The following is a 19409-nucleotide window of genomic DNA, read 5'->3' on the forward strand; positions in this document are numbered from 1 at the left end:
CTGCGAGTGCCCACACAGATTGTCTGATAAATTGTTAAAGAGCAGTGAGTTAGGCGCTTTCGCTTGCTAACTCGAGGTGGCGTATAATACGCTTTCCTCTTTCAGAGTCAATCCTTAATTTCAGGATTTTTCACTCTCATCGCCGCCGTTACTCTGTGATGTTGTTCACATGTTCCGTGTCGATGGAGGCGCATTATAGGGAGTTCTCCCGGCGCTGCAACACTAAAATGACAGAAAAATGACTGACTGCTGCATTCCACAGCAAAACCCCGCCTTATACCCTTTTGCACACAGACTTATCCACAATCCGGATTTGAACTTAAAATTCGCGAGCGCGACGCAAACGTTTTCGCTACAATGCACCGCGATAAAATGGACACCCCCGATGGGGGCGTTAGCTGAGTTTTCGTCTCTTCTTTTCCTTAATTTCCCTTTTCTGCGCCGCCAGAACTAAGGTGAAGACTAAAATTCAGCTAACGCTCTTCTATATGCGAACCAAAGCCAAGGGATAAAACCATGTCACAACGTCGTCCTGTACGCCGCGCACTGCTCAGTGTTTCTGACAAAGCCGGTATCGTCGAATTCGCTCAGGCCCTCTCCCAACGTGGAGTGGAGCTGCTGTCCACCGGCGGAACCGCCCGCCTGCTGGCAGAAGCAAACCTGCCGGTAACCGAAGTCTCCGACTACACCGGTTTCCCGGAGATGATGGACGGACGCGTCAAAACGCTGCACCCGAAAGTTCACGGCGGCATTCTGGGCCGTCGCGGTCAGGACGATGCCATCATGGCGGAGCACGCCATCTCTCCTATTGATATGGTCGTCGTTAACCTTTATCCATTTGCCCAGACCGTTGCCCGCGAAGGCTGCTCTTTAGAAGATGCGGTTGAGAACATCGACATTGGCGGGCCAACCATGGTTCGCTCCGCAGCCAAGAACCATAAAGATGTGGCGATCGTAGTAAAGAGCAGCGACTACCAGGCGATCGTTGCCGAGCTGGACGCGAACGAAGGATCCCTGACGCTGGAAACCCGTTTCGATCTGGCGATCAAAGCTTTCGAACACACTGCGGCCTACGACAGTATGATCGCTAACTACTTCGGTAGCCTGGTTCCGGCCTATCACGGCGAAAGCAAAGATCCTGCCGGGCGATTCCCACGCACGCTAAACCTGAACTTCATTAAGAAGCAGGATATGCGTTATGGCGAAAACAGCCACCAGCAGGCCGCCTTCTATATAGAAGAAGAAATCAAAGAAGCATCCGTGGCAACCGCGGCCCAGGTTCAGGGCAAAGCGCTCTCCTATAACAACATCGCGGATACCGATGCGGCGCTGGAATGCGTGAAAGAGTTCGACGAACCAGCCTGCGTTATCGTTAAACACGCCAACCCTTGCGGCGTGGCCGTCAGCGGTTCCGTACTCGAAGCCTACAATCTGGCTTATAAAACCGATCCAACCTCTGCCTTCGGCGGCATCATCGCTTTCAACCGTGAGCTGGATGCAGAAACCGCACAGGCCATTATTTCTCGCCAGTTCGTCGAGGTCATTATCGCCCCATCCGCCAGCGAAGAAGCGCTGAAGATCACCGCGGCCAAACAGAACGTTCGCGTCCTGATTTGCGGCCAGTGGCAGAAACGCACGGCTGGCCTCGATTTCAAACGCGTCAATGGCGGCCTACTGGTTCAGGATCGTGATTTGGGTATGGTGACAGCAGGCGATCTGCGCGTAGTCACTAAACGTCAGCCGACCGAGCAAGAACTGCATGACGCGCTGTTCTGCTGGAAAGTGGCGAAGTTCGTTAAATCCAACGCCATCGTTTATGCCCGTGACAATATGACCATCGGCATAGGCGCAGGCCAGATGAGCCGCGTCTATTCCGCAAAAATTGCCGGTATCAAAGCCAGCGATGAAGGCCTGGAAGTAAAAGGTTCTGCTATGGCATCTGATGCTTTCTTCCCATTCCGCGATGGGATTGATGCCGCCGCCGAAGCTGGCGTGAGCTGTGTGATCCAGCCGGGCGGTTCCATTCGTGATGATGAAGTCATTGCCGCCGCCGACCAGCATGGGATCGCAATGATCTTCACCGATATGCGCCACTTCCGCCATTAATTACCGGAGCGTTTATAGATGAAAGTTTTAGTTATTGGTAACGGCGGGCGCGAGCACGCGCTGGCCTGGAAAGCGGCTCAGTCCCCTTTAGTACGTACTGTATTTGTTGCACCAGGTAACGCAGGTACCGCGCTGGAGCCAGCGCTGCAGAACGTTGCTATCAGCGCGACAGATATTCCAGCTTTGCTTAGCTTTGCGCAGAACGAAAACATCGACTTAACCATCGTCGGTCCGGAAGCGCCGCTGGTGATTGGCGTGGTGGATGCCTTCCGCGCCGCTGGCCTGAAAATCTTCGGGCCTACCGAAGGGGCTGCACAGCTGGAAGGCTCGAAGGCTTTTACCAAAGACTTCCTGGCTCGCCACAATATCCCGACGGCGGAATACCAGAACTTTACCGAAGTTGAGCCTGCGCTGGCTTACCTGCGAGAGAAAGGCGCGCCGATCGTGATCAAGGCCGACGGCCTGGCCGCAGGGAAAGGCGTTATTGTGGCGATGACGCTGGAAGAAGCGGAAGCTGCCGTCAATGACATGCTGGCGGGGAACGCGTTTGGCGATGCAGGTCACCGTATTGTTATTGAAGAGTTCCTCGATGGCGAAGAAGCCAGCTTTATTGTGATGGTAGATGGCGAGCACGTTCTGCCGATGGCCACCAGCCAGGATCATAAACGCGTTGGCGACGGCGATACTGGCCCAAACACCGGCGGCATGGGTGCTTACTCTCCCGCTCCGGTTGTGACTGACGAAGTGCATCAGCGCACCATGGAACGCGTGATTTGGCCAACCGTGCGCGGTATGGCTGCCGAAGGGAATACCTACACGGGCTTCCTGTATGCCGGATTGATGATCGACAAGCAGGGTAATCCGAAGGTGATTGAGTTCAATTGCCGCTTCGGCGATCCAGAAACTCAGCCCATCATGCTGCGTATGCAGTCAGATCTGGTCGAGCTGTGCCTCGCTGCCTGTGATGGCAAGCTGGATGAGAAAGATTCTAAGTGGGACGAACGTCCGGCTCTAGGGATCGTGCTGGCGGCGGGCGGTTATCCGGCCGACTATCGTAACGGCGACGTTATCCATGGTCTGCCACTGGAAGAAGTGGCCGATGGCAAGGTGTTCCACGCCGGGACTAAGCTCAGCGAAGATGACCGTGTGCTCACCAACGGCGGGCGCGTGTTATGCGTGACTGCGTTGGGCGAAACGGTAGCCAAAGCGCAACAGCGCGCGCTGGAGCTGAAAAAAGAGATTCATTGGGAAGGCAGTTTCAGCCGCTCGGATATCGGTTATCGCGCCATTGCGCGTGAAAACGCGAAGTAATCCCGACAGTACACACTAAACCGCCCGCGTGGCGGTTTTTTTATACCTAGAAATCGCCAGGCTTAGGCTGCCAACTGCAGAAGTTCTGGTTCGCCACCAGCAGCAGCTGTGAACCTTCCGGGGCTTCAAGCCAGGCAATACTGACGTCAAGGGAGGAGTTGCTCTGACGGCGCGCTATATGGCTCAGGGAGGCGCTATCAAGCTTTGGCGATAACGTTTCGCCTTCGCAGGTCGTTACCGTGCCGTTCTGGTGCCAGCGCCCCTGGCGCAGCACAACGTGGCCGATGCGCAGCGCTTCGCTAGTCTCACGAATACGATTGGCGTTGAACTGGTACAAAGCCACCTGATCGTTAGAAAGCTGCTGCTTCTGGCTATTCACTTCCCGCTGCATAAAGCTCAAGTCGCCGTGGTCGTCAAAGCGGACTTTGACATGCTCCGGCTGCTTACCCTGAATATTGAGTTCGATAAAGGTCAGTTTGTCGCCCTGCCAGCGGTATTCCCCGGTGCTGGTGGCGCCGTGCTGCCACGGGCTAAACGCGGTAAGGATATGGGTAGATTCATCGGCGTTGTCTTTTCGCCAGATGCGCACCACGCCCTGGTCGGCAACATAGCCGGTAGCGGTAAAAGGAGGGAGTTTGTTACTGCTGCATGCCGTGAGCACCAGAACACCCGCCAGCGCCAGCAGCGGACGCCAGACGGACAAAAGGGGCGTAAACGCCCCTCTGTTAAAACTGTTCACTGACACGCGTTAACTTACTTAACCGCGTCTTTCAGTGCTTTACCAGAAACAAATGCCGGCACGTTAGCAGCAGCAATTTTGATTTCTTTACCGGTCTGCGGGTTGCGGCCAGTGCGCTCAGCACGGTGGTTCACTTTGAAGGTACCGAAACCAACCAGTTGTACAGCATCACCTTCTTTCAGAGACTCAGTAATTGCAGCCAGAGTGGATTCCAGAGCAGCTTTAGCCTGTGCTTTAGACAGGTCAGCCTTGTCAGCAATTACATCAATCAGTTGAGTCTTGTTCATAAGTTATCCTTACAATGTGTTTATCGCTTGCTAAGCATCGAGTGCGACGGAAATGCCTAAAAAGCACTCTCCTGCATACACGCACCGATAGCCACTTTTATTCGCCCCACAAATGTAGACCAGACGGGGGGTTAATTGGAAGCCTCCAGGGAGGACAAATCAGACTGTATGTCACGTTTTACTGTCTTACTGCTGCAAATTTATACCGATATTACTGATGCCGGCCTCACGGAGGTCAGCACGAAGCCCTTTAATGAGCTCAATATCGCGTTCTTCGCAGTCCGCCAGCAGCCGGAAAATCTCCCACTGAATGTCCCATTCTTCTTCTACCGCCGGGTTTGCTCTCAACTCCTCGTCGGTCATTTCACGACCGGCCTGAGTCATTTCCAGCATCGCCACCGAAGTGATTGAACATTTACTGACTTCGATTGCGTGCTCCAGCGTTTCACCCGAGAGACGCGAGTGAATAAGCTCACTCAACGCCACGCACGCGTCAATCGCCGGATAGACACCGTAAATATCATAGTCGTCAGTCGCAGGAATTGCCTCTTCAAGTTTCTCTAACTGACTATCAAAGTTCACTTTGGCGTCTTTTACCGTTTGAGTTTCCCAAACCAGGTCCAGGATCTTGCGATAAAGCTGAGGATCGCCAAAGCCAGTTTGCTGGCAAAACATGGCGTAGTTCGGGTACATACGCTCGCACAAAGAAGCCATGAAGGTGACGTGCTGCCAGCTTTCCAGCTTCTCCAGGCGTAAATGAATAGGGTTCTGTAACATGACGATGTCTCAAAGACGGAAAATTAGCGGCAGTTTACCTGAATCACCTGCCGATTGCTTGCAGGCGCTTAAAAGCCGGGCGCCCGGAGGCAACGGCATCGGCCCAACGGGTTGGCTCCGGCAAACGGTAGCCGGCCATGCAGCGCTCCACCCACTTTAATGCGCCGTCGAGGCTTATGCGGTGCCCGGTAGAAATAAACAAAGGATTACAGCGTTTTTTACTGCGCCAGACCCAGGCCAGCTGCTCGCCTTTGTCCATCAACGGCGCACGAGCGTCGGGCTCGTCCCCCAGCGGTTCAAACTTCCCGCACAGCCGCTTTTTCGCCACGCCAATCGTCGGCACATCCACCAGCAGCCCAAAATGGCTGGCAACCCCTAAACGACGGGGATGCGAGATGCCGTGTCCGTCCACAAACACCAAATCGGGCTTCTGCGAAAGCATACCCCACGCCTCAAGCAGCGCGGGATATTCGCGGAAGGATAAAAAGCCGGGGATATAAGGCATGGTGGTGGCAATTCTTGCCACCTGATATTCAACCAACTCAAGAGACGGGTAGCTCAACAAAACGATGGCCGCGCGGGTGACGTCTCCGCCTTGTTCAAACCCCACATCGGCCCCGGCGATCAACCGCGGCGGATCCTGGTCAAGACGATCTTCGCGGATCACCTTTGAGGCCAGATCCAGCTGTTGCTCTCGCAGTATGGTGAGATCCATCTCTTGCTACCTTAAGCTTGGTGGTATTGCGCGGACAGGCGATGCACGGCTTCCACAAAGACGCCGGCATGCTCTGGTGGAACGTCCTGGTGAATGCCGTGCCCAAGGTTAAAGACGTGCCCTTCCCCCTGCCCGAAACCAGCCAGAATGGTGGCAACTTCTTCTTCGATACGTGCCGGCTGAGCGTAGAGCATGGAAGGGTCCATGTTGCCCTGCAGCGCGACTTTATGGCCTACGCGACGACGTGCATCTGCAATGTCCGTTGTCCAGTCGAGGCCCAGTGCGTCGCAGCCGGTTTCCGCCATCGCTTCAAGCCACTGCCCGCCGCCTTTGGTGAACAGCGTCACCGGTACACGGCGGCCATCGTTTTCACGCAGCAGGCCATCGACAATTTTGTGCATGTAGTAGAGCGAGAATTCTTTGTAATCGCGCCCGCTCAGCACGCCACCCCAGGTGTCAAAGATCATTACCGACTGCGCGCCCGCACGAATTTGCGCATTCAGGTAGAGCGTCACGCTCTGCGCCAGCTTATCCAGCAGCAGGTGCAGCGCTTTCGGGTCGGCAAACATCATTTTCTTAATCACGGTGAAGGCTTTGCTGCTGCCGCCTTCCACCATATAAGTGGCCAGCGTCCACGGGCTGCCGGAGAAGCCAATCAGCGGTACTTCGCCCTTCAGTTCACGGCGAATGGTGCGCACCGCGTTCATCACGTATGCCAGCTCGCCTTCCGGATCGGGAATCGGCAGCTTTTGAACGTCGGCCAGGCTTTGAATCGGGGAGCTAAAGCGCGGGCCTTCCCCCGCTTCAAAGTAAAGCCCAAGCCCCATCGCATCCGGGATGGTCAGAATGTCCGAAAAGAGGATCGCCGCATCCAGCGCGTAACGGCGCAATGGTTGCAGAGTGACTTCGCAGGCCAGCTCGGCGTTTTTGCATAGCGACATAAAGTCACCCGCCTGAGCGCGCGTCGCCTTATATTCCGGTAGATAACGCCCTGCCTGGCGCATCATCCACACAGGGGTGACATCTACCGGCAAGCGCTGCAGGGCGCGCAGGTAACGATCGTTCTTCAGTTCAGTCATGTTTACCTTTCCTTTAGCTGTATCGCCGCAGTCTATCATTCATAGTCCGCGCGACACAGGGCGACGGTATCTTCAATTAAGCGGCGCGCCACGGTGCCCGGCGGCGGTAACAGCGGCAGTTGGTCATAGCGATACCAGCCCGCATCCAGCAGCTCCTTCGGGTCAATCTTGATTTCACCGCTGTGATAATCCGCCATGAATGCGGTCATCAGCGACTGCGGGAACGGCCAGGGCTGGGAAGTCACGTAGCGCAGGTTTTTCACCTGAATGCTGCTCTCTTCCATGACTTCGCGAGCCACCGCCTGCTCCAGCGTTTCGCCCACTTCGACAAACCCGGCCAGCACGGTGTAGACGCCGTTGCGGTGGCGCGTGTGCTGAGCCAGCAAGATATGATCATCCTTACGAATAGCGACAATAATGCAGGGGGCAATTTGCGGGTAATAGCGTTCCCGGCAGTGCCCGCAGAGCATTGCCCATTCGCTTTTGCTGAAGTGCATTTCATGGCCGCAGTAACCGCAATACTTATGCGAGCGATAAAACTCGGCCAGTTGAACACCTCGCCCGGCCAGCTGGAACAGGCCCACATCGCGATCCAGGAGCTGACGCAGCGAGCCCATATCCGAGCGGCGGTTTTCACGAATCAGCCAGACGGGCTCACCTTCCCACTCACCGATATCCAGGGCGCGGCTGCCTGCGAGTTGAAATTCTTCCGCGCTGCCGTGAGGTAAGTCACCCTGAGGCAACCATATTTTTTGCTCATGGCTGACTATCCACCAACCATGATCTAAGTTTTGAATAACACGTTCCATAACCTGGTGCACATCCCCGTGTTCACTGATATAAACAATTAGTTTTTACTTTTTTGGGTTAGTTTGCGTTCAATCTTTTAACTCACGGAGTCTCAATCATGCTGAACCAGTTAGCCAATCTGACTGAGCGCGTTGGTGGTAGTAATGAGTTAGTTGACCATTGGCTGCAGGCCCGTAAGCACCTGTTGGTCGCCTATTACAACATGGTCGGGATCAAGCCTAACAAGGAATCGCACACCGCGCTCGACGAAAAAGCGTTAGACAATTTTTGCCACGGCCTGGTGGATTACCTCTCTTCCGGTCATTTCAGTATCTACGAGCGAATCATCAGCAACCTGGAAGGCAGCAGCCCGCTGCTAAGCACAGCCCAGCTCTACCCTCAGTTGGAAGCCAACACCCAGCAAATCATGGATCTCTACGATTCCCATCTGGAAAACGCCATCGACCGCGACAGCTGGGTCGAGTTTCAGCAGGCGCTGTCGGAGATTGGCGAGTGCCTGGAGTCCCGCTTCACCCTTGAAGATAAACTAGTCCTCCTGGCTATTGATAACAACCTCGACGGCAGCGCCAGCGATCCTGCCGGGCTGGCAAGTCCAGCTTGAGTTGTTAGCTATTAACGAGTAATTTACAACTTTCCCACCGCAAGGTGGGATCATTCTTGTCGGAGTGCCGAGTGCGTTATGCACCGGCTGAGACCGTTAATTCGGGATCCGCGGAACCTGATCAGGTTAGAACCTGCGAAGGGAACAAGAGTAATTCTGTCTTTGGGTACACCCGTTCTCGGGCGGCCCATATCCATTACTCCTTCCGTTGTCCTGACAAGCCATATCCTGACTAAACCTGGAATGAGCTATGTCTGCATCTGAAAAAAAACCTGGCCGCCGCGAACAGCGCGCCGCCGCCCAACACTTCATCAACACGCTTGAAGGCACCGCCTTCCCCAACTCCCGACGCATCTATCTGATCGGGTCACGTGAAGATATCCGCATCCCGATGCGCGAAATCCAACTCAGCCCAACGCTCACCGGCGGGAGCAAAGATGCCCCGCAATATCAGCCGAACGAGGCGGTTCCCGTCTACGATACCTCCGGCCCCTATGGCGATCCCGACATCGCCATAAACGTGTTAAACGGGCTAAATCCCCTACGCAGCGCCTGGATCGACGACCGCGGCGACAGCGAAACGCTGGGTGACCGCAGCTCCGCTTACACAAAAGCGCGTCTTGCCGACGACGGCCTGGACGAGTTGCGCTTTGAAACTCAGTCCAAACCTCGCCGGGCAATAGCCGGGCAATGCGTCACCCAGTTGCATTACGCCCGCAAAGGCCTTGTCACCCCGGAGATGGAATTCATCGCCATTCGCGAAAATATGGGGCGCGAGCGTATTCGTGATGCCGTCCTGCGCCACCAGCATCCCGGCGAAGGGTTTGGGGCCCGCCTGCCGGAAAACATCACGCCGGAGTTTGTCCGCGATGAAGTCGCCGCCGGGCGAGCGATTATTCCCGCCAATATCAACCACCCGGAATCAGAGCCGATGATTATCGGCCGCAATTTCCTGGTGAAGGTCAATGCCAATATCGGCAACTCGGCAGTCACGTCTTCTATTGAAGAGGAGGTGGAGAAGCTGGTGTGGGCCACTCGCTGGGGGGCAGACACGGTGATGGACCTCTCCACCGGCCGCTACATTCATGAAACGCGGGAATGGATCCTGCGCAACAGCCCGGTGCCCATCGGCACGGTGCCCATCTACCAGGCGCTGGAGAAGGCGAACGGTATCGCCGAAGACCTGAGCTGGGAGATGTTCCGCGACACGCTGCTGGAGCAGGCAGAGCAAGGCGTGGATTACTTCACCATTCATGCGGGCGTGCTGCTTCGCTACGTCCCGATGACCGCGCAGCGCCTGACCGGGATCGTGTCGCGCGGTGGATCGATTATGGCGAAGTGGTGCCTGTCCCATCATCAGGAAAACTTCCTGTATCAGCACTTCCGTGAAATCTGCGAAATTTGCGCCGCCTATGACGTTTCCCTTTCTCTGGGCGATGGCTTACGCCCGGGTTCCATTCAGGATGCCAACGACGAAGCGCAGTTTGCCGAACTGCATACGCTGGGCGAGCTGACCAAAATTGCCTGGGAGTACGACGTTCAGGTGATGATTGAAGGCCCGGGGCATGTGCCGATGCAGATGATTCGCCGCAACATGACCGAAGAACTGGAGCATTGTCACGAAGCGCCTTTCTATACCCTTGGCCCGCTCACAACCGACATCGCACCAGGCTATGACCACTTCACCTCCGGCATTGGCGCCGCCATGATCGGCTGGTTTGGCTGCGCGATGCTTTGCTACGTCACCCCGAAGGAGCACCTCGGCCTGCCGAACAAAGAGGATGTTAAGCAGGGACTAATTACCTACAAAATTGCCGCTCACGCCGCGGACCTGGCCAAAGGGCATCCCGGCGCACAAATACGCGACAACGCAATGTCCAAAGCACGCTTTGAATTCCGCTGGGAAGACCAATTCAACCTGGCGCTAGACCCCTTCACCGCCCGCGCTTACCACGATGAAACGTTGCCGCAGGAATCCGGCAAAGTCGCGCATTTCTGTTCCATGTGTGGCCCTAAGTTTTGCTCCATGAAAATCACCCAGGAAGTGCGCGATTACGCCGCAAAACAGGCGAGAGATGCTGGCATGGAAGATATGTCCCAGCACTTTCGCGCCCGGGGCGGCGAAATTTATCTCAGACAAGAGGAAGCATAATGTCCAGACTCACTTTCCCTGCCACCTCACGCCGACTGGGCCTTTATCCGGTCGTCGACAGCGTGGAATGGATCGAACGTCTCCTCGGGGCAGGCGTCAAGACTATCCAGCTCCGCATTAAAGACAAACGCGATGCAGACGTTGAAGCCGACGTCATCGCAGCCATTGCGCTGGGCGAACGCTACAACGCTCGCCTGTTCATTAACGATTACTGGCGACTGGCCATCCAACACGGTGCCTACGGCGTACACCTCGGCCAGGAAGATATGGATGTCGCCAACCTGGCGGCGATAAGCGAAGCCGGACTGCGTCTGGGGCTTTCAACCCACGACAACATGGAAATGGATCGCGCCTTAAGTGCAAACCCGTCCTACATCGCGCTGGGCCATGTCTTCCCTACCCAAACCAAGCAGATGCCCTCTTCCCCTCAAGGGCTGAATAAGCTGGCAGAACATATTCAGACGCTGGGTGATTACTCCACCGTCGCCATCGGCGGAATAAGCATCGATCGCGTACCTGCCGTCTTAGCCACCGGCGTGGGCAGCGTCGCCGTCGTCAGCGCCATTACACAGGCTCCCGACTGGCGCATCGCCACGGCGAAGCTACTCGACCTGGCGGGAACTGGCGATGAATGACGCGGATTTTATGCGCTATAGCCGCCAGCTACTGCTGGAAGACGTGGCGATTGAAGGGCAGGAAAAACTGCTGTCCAGCACGGCGCTGGTCGTCGGTCTGGGCGGCTTAGGTTCACCTGCCGCGCTGTATCTCGCCGCCGCTGGCGTAGGCAAGCTTATCGTCGCGGACGATGACAGGGTGCATATCAGCAATCTCCAGCGCCAGATCCTGTTCACCTCAGAAGATATTGAGCGCCCGAAATCTTCGGCGGCCCACCAGCATTTGCAGCGCCTTAACCCAGGCGTAAAAATTGTTTCGCTGACAGAGAGGCTGACGGGGGATTCTTTGACAGAAGCCGTGCACGAAGCCGACGTGGTGCTGGACTGTAGCGACAATATGGCAACCCGCCAGGCGGTTAACGCCGCCTGCGTGGCCGGGAATACGCCGCTTATCACCGCAAGCGCCGTCGGTTTTGGCGGCCAGATGATGGTCCTGACACCGCCCTGGGAGCATGGCTGCTACCGCTGCGTCTGGCCTGACAAGAGTGAACCTGAACGCAACTGCCGCACCTCCGGCGTCATCGGCCCGGTCGTGGGCGTGATGGGCACTCTTCAGGCGCTGGAGGCCATTAAATTACTTACCGGCATGACGCCTGCTGCTGGCGCTTTGCGCCTGTTTGACGCCCGGCAACATAGCTGGCGCACTCTGGCGATGCAAAAATCAGCCACCTGCCCAGTCTGCGGAGGTCGCGATGCGCATTCAGTTTAACGATGAATATCTGGAATGTACGGCCGGCCTGACGCTCGCAGCCCTTTTGGCCCAGCTTGATCAGGGCAAAGTTGGCGCGGCACTGGCCGTTAATCAAACTATCATCCCACGTGAACAGTGGAGCAATTATCTGCTGCGCGAGGGCGATACCATTCTGCTGTTTCAGGCAATTGCCGGGGGCTGACATGTTACAGATTGCCGATAAAACCTTTTCCTCCCGCCTGTTCACCGGCACCGGAAAATTCTCCTCCAGCCAGATGATGATCGACGCGATTCGCGCTTCTGGCTCACAGCTTGTCACCATGGCGATGAAACGCGTGGATTTACGTGGCCATCGTGATGACATTCTTCAGCCACTCCAGCAGGCGGGCGTGCATTTGCTGCCCAATACTTCCGGGGCGAAAACGGCAGAAGAAGCTATTTTTGCAGCCCAGCTTGCCCGCGAAGCGCTGGGAACAAACTGGGTTAAGCTGGAAATTCATCCTGATGCCCGCTATTTACTCCCGGACCCGATTGAAACGCTGAAGGCCGCCGACGCTCTGGTCAAACAGGGATTTGTGGTGCTGCCTTACTGCGGCGCCGATCCCGTGCTCTGCAAACTTCTGGAGGAAGCCGGCTGTGCGGCCGTGATGCCGCTCGGCGCGCCCATCGGCTCAAATCAGGGTCTGCAAACCCGTGCGCTGCTGGAAATCATCATTGAGCAATCCCGCGTGCCTGTTGTTGTCGATGCGGGGATCGGTGCCCCAAGCCATGCAGCCGAAGCGTTGGAAATGGGGGCTTCTGCCGTGCTGGTCAATACCGCCATAGCGGTCGCCCGTGACCCGGTACAAATGGCGCAGGCGTTTCGCCTGGCCGTGGAAGCCGGAAGCCTTGCGGCACAGGCCGGGTTAGGATCTCGCCACCAGCAGGCTCAGGCCTCCAGCCCGCTGACCAGTTTCCTGCAGTTTAGCGAGGAGAATGCCTGATGGCAGAAACCTTCACCGACCGCTGGCGTCAGCTGGACTGGGACGATATCTCCCTCAAAATTAACGGTAAAACGGCGGCAGATGTCGAACGCGCGATTAACGCCTCCCGCCTGACGCGAGAAGACTTGATGGCTTTGCTCTCCCCTGCCGCCAGCCGTTACCTGGAGCCTCTTGCTCAGCGGGCGCAGCAGCTTACGCGTCAGCGCTTCGGCAACACGGTCAGTTTTTACGTGCCGCTCTATCTCTCTAACCTGTGCGCCAACGACTGTACTTACTGCGGCTTTTCCATGAGCAACAAGCTTAAGCGCAAAACGCTGGATGAAGCGGAGATTGAGCGGGAATGCGCGGCTATCCGTGCCCTGGGGTTCGAACACCTTTTGCTGGTGACCGGCGAGCACCAGACCAAAGTCGGCATGGATTATTTCCGCCAGCATCTGCCGGCTATCCGCAGCCGCTTTAGTTCACTGCACATGGAAGTCCAGCCGCTGGACGAGTATGAGTATGCCGAACTCAAAACCCTCGGGCTTGATGGCGTGATGGTGTACCAGGAAACCTATCACCCGGCGACCTACGCCCAGCACCACCTGAAAGGCAACAAGCAGGATTTCTTCTGGCGGCTGGAAACACCCGACAGGCTGGGCCGCGCGGGTATCGATAAAATCGGCCTTGGCGCGCTGATTGGGCTGTCGGGCAGCTGGCGCACCGACTGTTTTATGGTGGCCGAACACCTGCTTTGGCTACAGCAGCGCTACTGGCAAAGCCGATATTCTGTCTCCTTCCCGCGCCTGCGCCCGTGCACCGGCGGCGTAGAACCCGCCTCAATCATGACTGAGCAACAGTTGGTGCAGACGATCTGTGCGTTCCGCCTGCTTGCGCCGGACGTGGAATTGTCGCTTTCTACCCGAGAATCACCGTGGTTCCGCGACCACGTGATCCCATTGGCGATTAACAACGTCAGCGCGTTTTCGAAAACACAGCCCGGCGGCTATGCCGATAATCACCCGGAACTTGAGCAGTTTGCCCCACACGATGGCCGAACGCCGCAGGAAGTTGCCGCCGCGCTCCGTCACTCAGGTTTGCAGCCGGTCTGGAAGGACTGGGATCATTTTCTGGGAAGAAACGCGCAATCCTGATGTAACACACGGCAAGGGAAAGGATAAGTTTCGGTGTTTGCCGAAAGAACATCGATCGGTCGTTGCCGCTTCTTTGCCGTTCAAATACTGTCCTCCGGTCAGCGCAGATGACTGACCGGAGCGGCAGCAAACGCTTCCTCATGCCGCTCCGCCTTCACAACTGCCGTCTTGATTCTTCGAGAAAAAGCAAAAATGTAACCGGTTTCAGTTTTCTACGGTTTCTTTTGTGATACCTGACACACAATCGGGTTAAAGCGGTTGTTGCCGCCCCCTCTGCCGGATAAATATCTCTGTATCCTTCGGACATTGAGAGCGAACTATGAAAAATATCGTGTTGTGTTGTGCTGCAGGTATGTCGACCAGCATTCTGGTTCAACGTATGGTTGATGCCGCACAAAAGAAAGGCATCGAGGTCTCAATCAAGGCTGTGCCCGTGGCAGAGTTTAAAGAGAACATCGAACGCGCCGACATCGTTCTGCTTGGTCCGCAGGTGAAATATGAGCAGGCCAAACTTCAGGCCCTTGCCGATCCTCTGGGTAAAAAAGTCGCCGTTATCGACATGATGGATTACGGTTTGATGAAAGGCGACGTGGTGCTTGATAAAGCCCTGAAAATGATGGAGTAAGATGTGGAAGATTTAGAATCAATTATTATGGAACTGCTGGTCAACGCCGGCAGCGCACGTAGCCAGGCCCTGACTGCTCTGCAGCTGGCACGTAAAGGTGACTTTGAGGGTGCCGAGAAGGCAATGGAAGAGTCACACGAATTCGTGAAACACGCCCATAAAATCCAGACCCAGCTGATTGGCCTGGATGAAGGCTCCGGCAAACTGCCGGTAAACCTGATTACCGTTCACTCTCAGGACCACCTGATGAACGCCATGGTCATTCAGGATCTGGCTACCGATATGATTGAGCTTTACCGACGCCTGCCGCTGGTGAAATAAGCCCTCTTTGCCCGACCCTAAAATGCCCGCATCGCGGGCATTTGTTTTTGTCTATTCCTGGGCACATCGTCAACAATTAGCATTTAGTCAGTTTCAGGCATAAAAAAACCCGCCGAAGCGGGTTTTTTATTTCAGGCGTATCGCACGATTACTCGTCGTTACCGCCCAGGCCTGCGTTCAGCAGTTCTGCCAGGCTGGCAGAAGCATCTTCAGCAGTCACCTGAGGTGCCGCAGGGATTTCACCCGCTGCACGGCGACGCATACGATCCTGGTGGTACGCATAACCGGTACCGGCCGGGATCAGACGACCCACGATGACGTTCTCTTTCAGGCCGCGCAGTTCGTCGCGTTTGCCCGCAACGGCTGCTTCGGTCAGCACTCGAGTGGTCTCCTGGAACGATGCCGCGGAGATGAAGGACTCGGTTGCCAGAGAGGCTTTGGTGATACCCAGCAGATCGCGTGCAAAGGTCACGTTGATCTTGCCGTTCGCATCCAGTTCGCGGTTAGCGATCTTAATGCGGGAGTATTCAGCCTGCTCGCCTTCCAGGAAGTCGGAGCTGCCTGCGTTAACGATGGTGGCTTTACGCAGCATCTGACGAACGATAACTTCGATGTGTTTATCGTTAATCTTAACGCCTTGCAGACGGTAAACGTCCTGTACTTCGTTAGTGATGTAACGAGTTACAGCGTACACGCCACGCAGACGCAGGATGTCGTGCGGAGACTCTGGACCATCGGAAACAACATCACCACGTTCAACACGCTCGCCTTCGAACACGTTAAGCTGACGCCATTTCGGAATCATCTCTTCGTATGGCTCGCTACCGTCTACCGGGGTAATAACCAGACGACGTTTCCCTTTGGTTTCTTTACCGAAGGAAATGATGCCGCTGATTTCAGCCAGGATTGCCGGCTCTTTCGGACGACGGGCTTCGAACAGGTCAGCAACGCGTGGCAGACCACCGGTAATATCCTTGGTACCGCTGGATTCCTGTGGAATACGCGCCAGGGCGTCACCGGAGCTGATCTGAATACCATCTTCCAGCTGAACAATCGCTTTACCCGGCAGGAAGTACTGAGCCGGCATATCGGTGCCAGGGATCAGAACGTCGTTGCCTTTAGCATCAACGATTTTCAGAGCAGGACGCAGATCTTTACCACCCGCAGTACGCTCAGCAGAATCCAGAACGACCAGAGAGGACAGACCGGTCAGCTCGTCGGTCTGACGAGTAATGGTCTGGCCGTCGATCATGTCGGTAAAGCGAATGAAACCACTCACTTCCGAGATAACCGGCATGGTGTGTGGATCCCAGTTTGCTACGGTTTCACCGCCGGCAACCTGCTCGCCATCACCTTTCGCCATCACAGCACCGTAAGGCACTTTATAGCTCTCTTTGGTACGACCGAATTCGTCGATCAGTTTCAGCTCGGTGTTACGAGAAGTGATAACCAGTTTACCGCTGGAGTTCACAACCGACTTAGCGTTGCTGAGTTTGATGCTACCTTTGTTCTTAACCTGAATGCTGGATTCAGCAGCAGAACGGGATGCCGCACCACCGATGTGGAACGTACGCATCGTCAGCTGTGTACCAGGTTCACCGATGGACTGTGCCGCGATAACCCCGATAGCTTCACCTTTGTTGATGATGTGACCACGTGCCAGGTCGCGACCGTAGCAGTGAGCACACACGCCAAAGTCAGTTTCGCAACCTACTACGGAACGGACTTTCACGCTGTCAACAGAGTTAGCTTCCAGCAGATCACACCACTGTTCGTGCAGCAGCGTGTTGCGTGGAACCAGAATGTCCGCAGTGCCAGGCTTCAGAATATCTTCAGCAGTCACACGACCCAGTACGCGATCGCGCAGCGGCTCTTTAACGTCGCCACCTTCGATAACTGGCGTCATGGTGATGCCTTCCAGGGTGCCACAGTCGTCTTCAGTAACGACCAGATCCTGGGCAACGTCTACCAGACGACGAGTCAGGTAACCGGAGTTCGCTGTTTTCAGTGCGGTATCCGCCAGACCTTTACGAGCACCGTGAGTGGAGATGAAGTACTGGAGTACGTTCAGACCTTCACGGAAGTTCGCAGTGATTGGCGTTTCGATGATGGAGCCATCTGGCTTAGCCATCAGGCCACGCATACCGGCCAGCTGACGAATCTGTGCTGCAGAACCACGAGCACCGGAGTCGGCCATCATGTAGATGCTGTTGAAGGAAACCTGCTGTTCTTCGACGCCGTCACGGTTAATCACGGTTTCGGTTTGCAGGTTATCCATCATCGCTTTGGATACACGATCGTTCGCCGCAGCCCAGATATCGATAACTTTGTTATAGCGTTCGCCAGCGGTAACCAGACCGGACTGGAACTGTTCCTGGATCTCAGCAACTTCAGCTTCCGCTTCGCTGATGATCTCGTATTTTTTCTCCGGGATGACCATGTCATCAATACCAACGGATGCACCTGAACGCGCTGCGTAAGCAAAGCCGGTGTACATCGTCTGGTCCGCAAAAATAACGGTCGGTTTCAGGCCCAGAATACGGTAACAGGTGTTCAGCATCTTAGAGATGGCCTTTTTACCCAGCGCCTGGTTGACGATGGAGAAAGGCAGACCTTTCGGTACGATCATCCACAGAATCGCACGACCAATGGTGGTGTCGATCAGGCTGGTTTTCGCAACGAATGTGCCCTGAGCATCTTTTTCGTATTCGGTGATACGCACTTTAACGCGCGCATGCAGAGAGGCCAGGCCAGCGCGATAAATACGCTCAGCTTCTTTAGGGCCAGTCAGCACCATGCCTTCGCCTTTGGCGTTAACACAGTCACGGGTCATGTAGTACAGACCCAATACAACGTCCTGAGAAGGAACGATGATTGGCTCGCCGTTCGCTGGGGACAGGATGTTGTTGGTAGACATCATCAGCGCACGCGCTTCCAGCTGAGCTTCAAGCGTCAGTGGAACGTGTACTGCCATCTGGTCACCATCGAAGTCGGCGTTATATGCCGCACAAACCAGCGGGTGCAGCTGGATAGCTTTACCTTCGATCAGAACAGGTTCAAATGCCTGGATACCCAAACGGTGCAGAGTTGGTGCACGGTTCAGCAGTACCGGGTGTTCGCGGATAACTTCGTCCAGGATATCCCAAACGACAGCTTCTTCACGCTCAACCATTTTCTTAGCAGCTTTGATGGTGGTCGCGAGGCCACGCAGTTCCAGCTTGCCGTAGATGAACGGTTTGAACAGCTCCAGTGCCATTTTCTTCGGCAGACCGCACTGATGCAGACGCAGGTATGGACCTACGGTGATTACAGAACGACCGGAGTAGTCAACACGTTTACCCAGCAGGTTCTGACGGAAACGACCCTGCTTACCTTTGATCATGTCGGCCAAAGATTTCAGAGGACGTTTGTTAGAGCCGGTGATGGCACGACCGCGACGGCCGTTATCCAGCAGGGCATCTACCGCTTCCTGCAGCATACGTTTTTCGTTACGTACGATGATGTCAGGAGCCGCCAGATCAAGCAGACGTTTCAGACGGTTGTTACGGTTGATCACGCGACGGTACAGATCGTTCAGATCTGAGGTTGCGAAACGACCACCATCCAGCGGTACCAGCGGACGCAGATCTGGCGGCAGAACCGGCAGAACGGTCAGGATCATCCACTCTGGTTTGTTACCAGACTGAACGAACGCTTCCAGCAGCTTGATACGCTTGGTCAGCTTTTTACGTTTGGTTTCGGAGTTGGTTTCGTTCAGCTCTTCGCGCAGAGTTTCACACTCTTGCTCCAGATCCATGCTCTTCAGCAGGGCCTGAATAGCTTCCGCACCCATCTTCGCATCGAATTCGTCGCCGAACTCTTCCAGCGCATCCAGATACTGCTCTTCAGTCAGGATCTGACGGCGCTCGAGGTTGGTCATCCCGCCTTCGATAACAACATAAGATTCAAAGTACAGCACGCGCTCGATATCACGCAGCGGCATATCCAGCAGCAGGCCGATACGAGATGGCAGAGACTTCAGGAACCAAATGTGGGCAGTTGGAGAAGCCAGTTCGATGTGGCCCATACGCTCACGACGAACTTTAGTCTGGGTAACTTCTACGCCACACTTCTCACAAATGACACCACGGTGCTTCAGGCGCTTGTACTTACCGCACAGGCACTCGTAGTCTTTCACTGGCCCAAAAATACGGGCGCAGAACAGACCGTCACGCTCTGGTTTGAACGTACGGTAGTTGATGGTTTCCGGCTTTTTAACTTCACCGAAAGACCATGAACGGATCATGTCTGGCGATGCCAGAGCAATTTTGATCGCATCAAACTCTTCGGTTTTAGTTTGCGCTTTCAGAAACTTTAATAAGTCTTTCACGGATTTGCTCCCGTCGGAGTTAGCACTCTGTGATGC

General features: G+C 55.4%; 18 protein-coding genes and 1 riboswitch. Of the genes, 11 read left to right on the forward strand and 7 right to left on the reverse strand.

Annotated features, from left to right (window positions below; genetic code table 11):
- The first annotated feature begins 516 nt into the window (after positions 1-516).
- On the forward strand, positions 517-2106 hold the full coding sequence (purH, locus tag WFN87_RS23135; protein ID WP_336983897.1) for a bifunctional phosphoribosylaminoimidazolecarboxamide formyltransferase/IMP cyclohydrolase: 1590 nt from the start codon (positions 517-519) through the stop codon (positions 2104-2106).
- A gap of 18 nt (positions 2107-2124) precedes the next feature.
- Positions 2125-3417 (forward strand): phosphoribosylamine--glycine ligase, encoded by a 1293-nt coding sequence (gene purD, locus WFN87_RS23140; protein ID WP_166879778.1) that lies wholly within the window; start codon positions 2125-2127, stop codon positions 3415-3417.
- 46 nt (positions 3418-3463) lie between these two features.
- Here the strand turns inward: purD and WFN87_RS23145 are convergent, their stop codons facing one another.
- From WFN87_RS23145 to nudC, 6 genes are all read right to left on the reverse strand, one after another.
- Positions 3464-4156 carry a DUF1481 domain-containing protein gene (locus WFN87_RS23145; RefSeq protein WP_336983896.1) on the reverse strand — a complete coding sequence of 231 codons (693 nt, stop codon included), beginning with the start codon at positions 4154-4156 and terminating at the stop codon, positions 3464-3466.
- Positions 4157-4170: 14 nt separating this feature from the next.
- Positions 4171-4443 (reverse strand): nucleoid-associated protein HU-alpha, encoded by a 273-nt coding sequence (gene hupA, locus WFN87_RS23150; RefSeq protein ID WP_002884342.1) that lies wholly within the window; start codon positions 4441-4443, stop codon positions 4171-4173.
- A gap of 186 nt (positions 4444-4629) precedes the next feature.
- On the reverse strand, positions 4630-5220 hold the full coding sequence (locus WFN87_RS23155; protein WP_336983895.1) for a YjaG family protein: 591 nt from the start codon (positions 5218-5220) through the stop codon (positions 4630-4632).
- Between the two features lie 43 nt (positions 5221-5263).
- On the reverse strand, positions 5264-5935 hold the full coding sequence (gene nfi / locus WFN87_RS23160; protein ID WP_008460164.1) for a deoxyribonuclease V: 672 nt from the start codon (positions 5933-5935) through the stop codon (positions 5264-5266).
- 11 nt (positions 5936-5946) lie between these two features.
- Positions 5947-7014, reverse strand: coding sequence for a uroporphyrinogen decarboxylase (gene hemE, locus WFN87_RS23165; protein ID WP_008460163.1), 1068 nt, complete (start codon positions 7012-7014; stop codon positions 5947-5949).
- 35 nt (positions 7015-7049) lie between these two features.
- The gene (nudC, locus tag WFN87_RS23170; RefSeq protein ID WP_336983894.1) at positions 7050-7823 is read right to left on the reverse strand and encodes an NAD(+) diphosphatase; all 774 of its coding nucleotides are present in this window, start codon (positions 7821-7823) and stop codon (positions 7050-7052) included.
- Between the two features lie 98 nt (positions 7824-7921).
- On the opposite strand from nudC, the gene rsd reads away from it, so the two are divergent.
- From rsd to WFN87_RS23215, 9 genes are all read left to right on the forward strand, one after another.
- Positions 7922-8425 (forward strand): sigma D regulator, encoded by a 504-nt coding sequence (gene rsd, locus WFN87_RS23175; protein ID WP_336983893.1) that lies wholly within the window; start codon positions 7922-7924, stop codon positions 8423-8425.
- Positions 8426-8475: 50 nt separating this feature from the next.
- Positions 8476-8586, forward strand: a riboswitch (TPP riboswitch).
- Positions 8587-8675: 89 nt separating this feature from the next.
- A complete protein-coding gene (thiC, locus tag WFN87_RS23180) occupies positions 8676-10577 on the forward strand; it encodes a phosphomethylpyrimidine synthase ThiC (RefSeq protein WP_336983892.1) in 1902 nt (633 codons plus the stop codon).
- On the forward strand, positions 10577-11212 hold the full coding sequence (gene thiE / locus WFN87_RS23185) for a thiamine phosphate synthase (protein ID WP_008460159.1): 636 nt from the start codon (positions 10577-10579) through the stop codon (positions 11210-11212). Before thiC ends, thiE begins: the two co-directional genes overlap by 1 nt.
- On the forward strand, positions 11205-11960 hold the full coding sequence (locus WFN87_RS23190) for a HesA/MoeB/ThiF family protein (RefSeq protein ID WP_336983891.1): 756 nt from the start codon (positions 11205-11207) through the stop codon (positions 11958-11960). Before thiE ends, WFN87_RS23190 begins: the two co-directional genes overlap by 8 nt.
- Positions 11944-12144 carry a sulfur carrier protein ThiS gene (thiS, locus tag WFN87_RS23195; RefSeq protein ID WP_166879763.1) on the forward strand — a complete coding sequence of 67 codons (201 nt, stop codon included), beginning with the start codon at positions 11944-11946 and terminating at the stop codon, positions 12142-12144. The genes WFN87_RS23190 and thiS overlap by 17 nt, the downstream gene beginning before the upstream one ends.
- A 1-nt stretch (position 12145) precedes the next feature.
- On the forward strand, positions 12146-12925 hold the full coding sequence (gene thiG / locus WFN87_RS23200; RefSeq protein WP_336983890.1) for a thiazole synthase: 780 nt from the start codon (positions 12146-12148) through the stop codon (positions 12923-12925).
- Positions 12925-14058, forward strand: a complete 1134-nt coding sequence (gene thiH, locus WFN87_RS23205; protein WP_336983889.1) for a 2-iminoacetate synthase ThiH — start codon at positions 12925-12927, stop codon at positions 14056-14058. Before thiG ends, thiH begins: the two co-directional genes overlap by 1 nt.
- Positions 14059-14377: 319 nt before the next feature.
- Positions 14378-14683, forward strand: a complete 306-nt coding sequence (locus WFN87_RS23210) for a PTS sugar transporter subunit IIB (RefSeq protein ID WP_008460154.1) — start codon at positions 14378-14380, stop codon at positions 14681-14683.
- 3 nt (positions 14684-14686) lie between these two features.
- Positions 14687-15004: a PTS lactose/cellobiose transporter subunit IIA gene (locus WFN87_RS23215; protein WP_008460153.1), complete on the forward strand. Its 318-nt coding sequence runs from the start codon at positions 14687-14689 to the stop codon at positions 15002-15004.
- A 148-nt stretch (positions 15005-15152) separates the two neighbouring features.
- Here the strand turns inward: WFN87_RS23215 and rpoC are convergent, their stop codons facing one another.
- Positions 15153-19373, reverse strand: a complete 4221-nt coding sequence (gene rpoC, locus WFN87_RS23220; protein WP_039299359.1) for a DNA-directed RNA polymerase subunit beta' — start codon at positions 19371-19373, stop codon at positions 15153-15155.
- Positions 19374-19409: the final 36 nt, after the last annotated feature.

Source organism: Cedecea sp. AS113 (genome assembly GCF_037152415.1).
GTDB lineage: Bacteria > Pseudomonadota > Gammaproteobacteria > Enterobacterales > Enterobacteriaceae > Cedecea.